The sequence below is a fragment of the uncultured Cetobacterium sp. genome, assembly GCF_947039425.1.
Classification (GTDB): domain Bacteria; phylum Fusobacteriota; class Fusobacteriia; order Fusobacteriales; family Fusobacteriaceae; genus Cetobacterium_A.
Map to the genome: position 1 here is coordinate 1 of NZ_CAMQYW010000113.1, position 5,820 is coordinate 5,820.

General features: G+C 31.3%; 7 protein-coding genes. All 7 read left to right on the forward strand.

The window, feature by feature from the left end:
- Positions 1-529, forward strand: a 529-nt coding sequence (locus Q0V09_RS06845; RefSeq protein WP_297487871.1) for a M20/M25/M40 family metallo-hydrolase, incomplete at its 5' end; no start/stop codon positions are given.
- A gap of 48 nt (positions 530-577) precedes the next feature.
- Positions 578-1,342 carry a MipA/OmpV family protein gene (locus Q0V09_RS06850; RefSeq protein ID WP_297487873.1) on the forward strand — a complete coding sequence of 255 codons (765 nt, stop codon included), beginning with the start codon at positions 578-580 and terminating at the stop codon, positions 1,340-1,342.
- 164 nt (positions 1,343-1,506) lie between these two features.
- Positions 1,507-2,832, forward strand: coding sequence for an MATE family efflux transporter (locus tag Q0V09_RS06855; protein WP_297487875.1), 1,326 nt, complete (start codon positions 1,507-1,509; stop codon positions 2,830-2,832).
- A gap of 122 nt (positions 2,833-2,954) precedes the next feature.
- A complete protein-coding gene (locus tag Q0V09_RS06860) occupies positions 2,955-3,509 on the forward strand; it encodes a ferritin family protein (protein ID WP_297404579.1) in 555 nt (184 codons plus the stop codon).
- A gap of 106 nt (positions 3,510-3,615) precedes the next feature.
- Positions 3,616-4,176 (forward strand): bifunctional adenosylcobinamide kinase/adenosylcobinamide-phosphate guanylyltransferase, encoded by a 561-nt coding sequence (gene cobU / locus Q0V09_RS06865; protein ID WP_297404577.1) that lies wholly within the window; start codon positions 3,616-3,618, stop codon positions 4,174-4,176.
- A 14-nt stretch (positions 4,177-4,190) separates the two neighbouring features.
- Positions 4,191-4,955: an adenosylcobinamide-GDP ribazoletransferase gene (gene cobS / locus Q0V09_RS06870; protein ID WP_297404575.1), complete on the forward strand. Its 765-nt coding sequence runs from the start codon at positions 4,191-4,193 to the stop codon at positions 4,953-4,955.
- An 11-nt stretch (positions 4,956-4,966) separates the two neighbouring features.
- Entirely contained in the window at positions 4,967-5,551 is a 585-nt protein-coding gene (locus Q0V09_RS06875; RefSeq protein WP_297404573.1) for a histidine phosphatase family protein, read from the forward strand.
- Positions 5,552-5,820 lie beyond the last annotated feature (269 nt).

Here is a 5,820-nt window from a genome sequence, read left to right on the forward strand (position 1 = left end):
AAGTATTGTAAGTAGAGAGATAGACCCATTAGAACCAGCACTATTAACCATTGGAATAATTAAGTCTGGAACAAGACATAATGTAATAGCTTCAGAAGGAGTTTTAGAAGGGACAATACGTTGTTATAATCCAGAGGTAAGAAAGCACTTCTTTGAGAGTATAGAAAGAGTTGCAAAATTTACAGGAGAAACATATAGAGCAAAAGTTCAGTTAGAATATATAACAGGTGTAAACTCCTTAGTAAATGATATAAATTGCAGTAATATTGCTACATTAACAGCTGGAAAAATAGTGGGAGAAAAAAATATTATAAGTAAAGAACCATCAATGGGAGGAGAGGATTTTTCAGAATTTTCATCAAGAGTTCCAGGGGTAATGACAAATTTAGGAGCTAGAAATGAAAAAGAAGGAATAATTTATCCTCATCATCATGAAAAATTTGATATAGATGAAGAAGTATTAGAGATTGGGGTATCTATGTATGTTCAGTATGCACTAGATTATTTAAATCATTGCATATTGAAATAAAATGTACTATATTATACTCGTAACAATAAAACCTATAGGAGGGGAAAAATGATAAAATTAAATGCAGCATTAGGAACAATTTTACTAGGGACATCATTAATGGCTTTTGATATAACTGGGTCAGTAGGTGTTATGGGTGTAAGTGGAACAAGTCCTTATCAGGGAGTTGGATCACAGGGTGCTATTGCTCCAACTTTTGAGTTAAAGTCAGGAGATTTCTTTATGAGAACAGGAGAAGTTAGATATAGTGTATTTTCAATGGGGTATGATTTATTAAAAGGAGACGCAGCAACTTTAAGCGTAATAATTAATCCTCTTGGAGGATATAGAGTAAAAAGATCGGATTTATCAAGTGGATACCAAAATATAGATGATAGAAAATATCAATTTGAAGCAGGATTAAAATATGGATATGCAACTGGTTGGAATGATGTACACTTAGGTGTATATGCTCTAGGTGGAGAGCATGGAAATCAAGTTGGAGGAAGTGTATTTAGACCATTTAGAGTTACAGAGAATCTAAGTATAATTCCAAGAGCTTATATAACTTATTTTGATAAGGACTATGTAGATTATTACTTTGGAGTAAGTAAATCTGAAGCAGATAGAAATTCAGCAATTTCAAAAGAGTATAATCCAGATGGAGGAGTTACAAGTGGACTAGATATAGCTATAAACTACAATCTATCAGATGCTTGGAGTATCATAGGTTTTGCTGGTGTTGAAAACTTATCAAGTGATATGACAAATTCACCAATAGTTCAAAGAGATTATATATATAGAACAGGGCTTGGAGCAAAATATAATTTCTAAGATAAATTAAAATAAAAAAATATAAAGTGCCTCTAAAAGGGATGTTTAAAAAGCACCTTTTTTGGGCATTTTTTTTATGAAAAAAATATGTTGTGTTTTCAATATGGATATGATAAAGTACTCCCTTGTGAGACAATAAAAATAGGAGTGGTAAAAGAGATAAAATGAAATTTGACATGGAAAAAGATTCAATAAATAAACTGTTTTTTAACTTTTCATTTCCAGCAGTAATGGGAATGTTAATATCTGCATTTTATGTTATAGTTGATGGTATTTTTATAGGGAGAGGAATAGGAGCAAATGGGCTTGCAGCTATAAATATAGCTTATCCTGTAATAACCCTTGCAATATCTTTAAGTTTAATGATTGGAGTTGGAGGCGCTACGATAATCTCAATAAAACAGGGACAGGGAGATTATAAAGAAGTAAATAAGTGTTTTACTCATATGGTGGTTTTAAATATAGTAGCTTATTTAGTTATAGCTATTTTTGTACTTGCTTTTCAAAATCAAGTAATGACTTTTTTAGGAAGTAGTGCAAAACTTACAGAACTTGTTAGAGAGTATATGGTTCCTGGAATTATATTTAGTATATTTTTCATGCTTTCAATATCTTTAAATGCAGTTGTTAGAAATGATAATGCTCCAACTTTTGCTATGCTATCAATGGGTGTTGGGGCAGTTATAAATGTGGTGCTTGATTATTTATTCATTGTTAAATTTGATTGGGGAATGACTGGAGCAGCTTATGCTACAGGAATAGCTCAAATGGGGTCAGCCCTATTTCTATTTACACACTTTTTTAAACATAGTTGTAAAATAAAATTAGTTAAAACAAAATTTGATTTTAATATAATAAAAAGAATTACTATAAATGGTTTTCCATCATTTATACTTGAGTTTGCTGTTGCTATAATTACAATTTTATTTAACTCAACTTTAATGAATTTAAAAGGTGAAATGGGAGTTGCAGCGTTTAGTATTATTGCATATGTGTTTTATATTTTTAGAATGATTTTCAATGGATTAGCTCAAGGAATACAGCCAATTGTTAGTTATAACTTTGGTGCTAAAAAATGGGCAAGAGTAAAGGCAACATTAATACTAGGGCATAAAATATCTTTAATAGTAGCTATTTTAATTTTAATCTCAGTTTATTTTGGTGGAAATGAGATAGTTGAATTTTTCAACGGAGATATGGAACTTGTAAAACTTGCAACAAGAGGTCTTATACTTTACTCATCAGCTATGATATTTTTAGGAGCAAATTTTATAAATATATCATACTTACAATCAATGGAAAGAGCAACAATAGCAAATTTCTTGTCAATAGGAAGAAGTTTAGTATTTATTTTAATTGGTATTTTCACACTACCTTCAATCATTGGTGTAGACGGAGTTTGGCTATCTTTACCATTTGCAGATTTTATGACTTTTTTAACTGGAGTATTTTTGAATAAAAAAAATAAAAAAATAATTGACATAGATTAAAAAATATAGTATATTATCTATGTAAACAGAAATGTAACGATTACAAATTAAAAAAGAAAACAAAAATATAACTATAAAAAGAGTATATAAAATTAAATTAAGATTCTAGAGGAGGAAACAAAATGGCAAAGGTAAAATGTACAGTATGTGGAGAAGTATTTGATGAGGCTTTAGGAGCTTGCCCTTTATGTAAGGTAGGTTTAGACAAGTGTGTTCCTTATGATGAAAATGGAGCAAGAGTTTGGGCTACTGAACACAAAATCGGAGAGGGATTAGCTTGCGGAGATAAAGAGATAATAGATGGTTTAAGAGCAAACTTTAATGGTGAGTGCATGGAAGTAGGAATGTATCTTGCAATGGCTAGAGTTGCTGATAGAGAAGGATATCCAGAAGTGGCAGAAGCTTATACAAGAATAGCTTTTGAAGAAGCTGGACATGCAGCTAGATTTGCCGAGTTATTAGGAGAGTGTGTAACTGATTCAACTGAAGAGAACTTATCAAGAAGAGTTGAAGCTGAGTATGGAGCAACTGCTGGTAAATTTGATATAGCTAAGAGAGCAAAACAATTAGGATTTGATGCTATTCACGATACAGTTCATGAAATGGCTAAAGATGAAGCTAGACACGGAAGAGCTTTCTTAGGATTACTTGAGAGACACTTTCAAAATAAAAAGTAATTAAATTTCAACCCATATATAGGAGAGAGAGTGCTTAGCGCTCTTTTTTCATTTATTGAAGTTTTAGGTAGATTATGATATTATAAAACTAAAAAAGGTGAGGAATTTGGGGAAAATAATCTATATTACAGGTGGAGCTAGAAGTGGAAAAAGCTCCTTTGCAGAAAGTGAAATATTTAAAAGTGAAAAAGAGAGAATCTATGTGGCAACGTCACTTACTTTTGATGATGAGATGAAGGAGAGGGTAAAACTTCATAAGATTCAAAGGGGAGAGGAGTGGATTACAATAGAGGAGTATAAAAATATTGAAAAATATTTAGAACCTTATAAGTCTCAAGAAAAGATTGTACTTTTAGATTGTTTAACAAATATGGTAAGTAACAATATGATAATGGATAGACCTGTGGACTGGGACACTATAAGTCAAGAGGAGTTACAAAAGATAGAGAAAGAGATAGAGATTCAAGTTGAAAAAATAATATCTTTTATAAAAGAAAGCTCTCTTGATATGATTGTAGTATCCAATGAAGCTGGAATGGGACTTATTCCACCTTATGCTCTAGGAAGATATTTTAGAGATATTTGTGGAAGGATGAATCAAATTGTTGCTAAAAACTCAGAAGAAGCCTATTTAGTAGTATCAGGACTTACATTAAAATTAAAATAAAGTTGGAGGAAAATATGAAAGGATTAGCATTACTTTTTAAATTTATGACAAGATTACCTTTTCCAGGTGGAGATAAATTTGATTCAGAAGCTTTGGGGAAAAGTATGAAATGGTTCCCTGTTGTGGGACTTGTAATAGGAATTATCAACTTAGTGGTTGGAACGTTTTTACAGATGTATATACCATCAAATCTTATAATAGCAATAATTTTAGTAACTTTAGATGTTGTTATAACTGGAGGTCTACATTTAGATGGACTTGCTGATACTTTTGATGGAATATTTAGTTATAGAAGTAAGCAGAAAATGCTTGAAATAATGAAAGATTCAAGAGTTGGAACAAATGGGGTTTTAGTACTTGTTCTATATTTTATATTTAAAATAGCACTACTTATGGAAGTTTCAAATCTTTTTGGAATTAGTCAAGGGGTTATTATGTTAATAGTTCCAGTATTGTCAAGAATTGGCGGAGTTGTAAACTGTGCAACAGAACCTTATGCTAGAGGAACAGGAATGGGAAAAACTTTTGTTGATAATACAAATATGACAAGTTTAATGTGGTCATATGCTCTTGTAACAGCAATAATATTTGGAATTTCACACTATTTTGCACTACCTTTTGTAAACCTTTTCTTAATCCAAAATATAGTAGCAGTTGTTGGATTCCTATTTGGAAAGTTAATTACTAGAAAAATAGGTGGAATAACTGGTGATACACTAGGAGCACTTCTTGAGTTATCATCAGTTTTAGCACTACTATTAATATATGTAATTTTATAAGGGAGATATGAATGGGTAAAATCATCTTAGTGAGACATGGAGAAACAGAATTAAATGTACGTGGAATATATTTTGGTCATATGGATCCGCCTTTAAATGAGAAGGGGAAAAACCAAGCTCAAAAAGCTATGGAGATTTTAAAAGATGTAGATTATGATAAAATATATACAAGTGATTTAAGTAGAGCATTTGAAACTGCAAGTATTGTAAATCATAAAAAGATAGAACTAGTTTCAACAGAAAGTTTAAGAGAGATAAATTTTGGAATATTTGAAGGGTATAGTTACAAAGAGTTACAGGAAAAGTATCCAGAAGAGTTAAAGGCCAGTGAGGACTGGAGAAACTATAATTATATAACTGGTGAAAGTGTAACAGAGATGCAAAAGAGAGCTATAAAATTTATAGATGACGTTGTTAATTTAGATGAAACTACAGTTTTAGTATCTCATTGGGGTCCTATTAATACAATTTTAAGTTACTATATATCTAGTGGTCTTGATTCATACTGGAAGTATAGTGTTGAAAATGGTGGAGTTGTTGTTCTTGAATTTTCAGATGGACATCCAATACTTAAAGGTTTTAATATAGGGGGCTAAGTTGGAACAAATAAAAAAGATACTAGATGAAATACATGGTGCATATAGAGAGTCAGAAAATCAGTGTAGAGAGATTTTAAATACAAGAATGAAGCCAGAAAAAAGTCTTGGAGTTTTAGAGGACTTGGCTATAAAGGTTGCTGGAATAACAGGAAAACCAATAAATGAATTGAAAAAAGGGTGCCACTTTATAGCTTCAGCAGATAATGGGGTTATTGAGGAAGGGGTATCCTCTTGTCCAGATCGGAAGAGCACACGTCTGAACTCCA

Bases quoted from the DNA above. Each gene is read 5' to 3' on its own strand.
- Q0V09_RS06850 (WP_297487873.1), top strand. From the start codon at position 578: ATGATAAAATTAAATGCAGCATTAGGAACAATTTTACTAGGGACATCA.
- Q0V09_RS06875 (WP_297404573.1), top strand. From the start codon at position 4,967: ATGGGTAAAATCATCTTAGTGAGACATGGAGAAACAGAATTAAATGTA.
- Q0V09_RS06860 (WP_297404579.1), top strand. From the start codon at position 2,955: ATGGCAAAGGTAAAATGTACAGTATGTGGAGAAGTATTTGATGAGGCT.
- Q0V09_RS06855 (WP_297487875.1), top strand. From the start codon at position 1,507: ATGAAATTTGACATGGAAAAAGATTCAATAAATAAACTGTTTTTTAAC.
- cobS (WP_297404575.1), top strand. From the start codon at position 4,191: ATGAAAGGATTAGCATTACTTTTTAAATTTATGACAAGATTACCTTTT.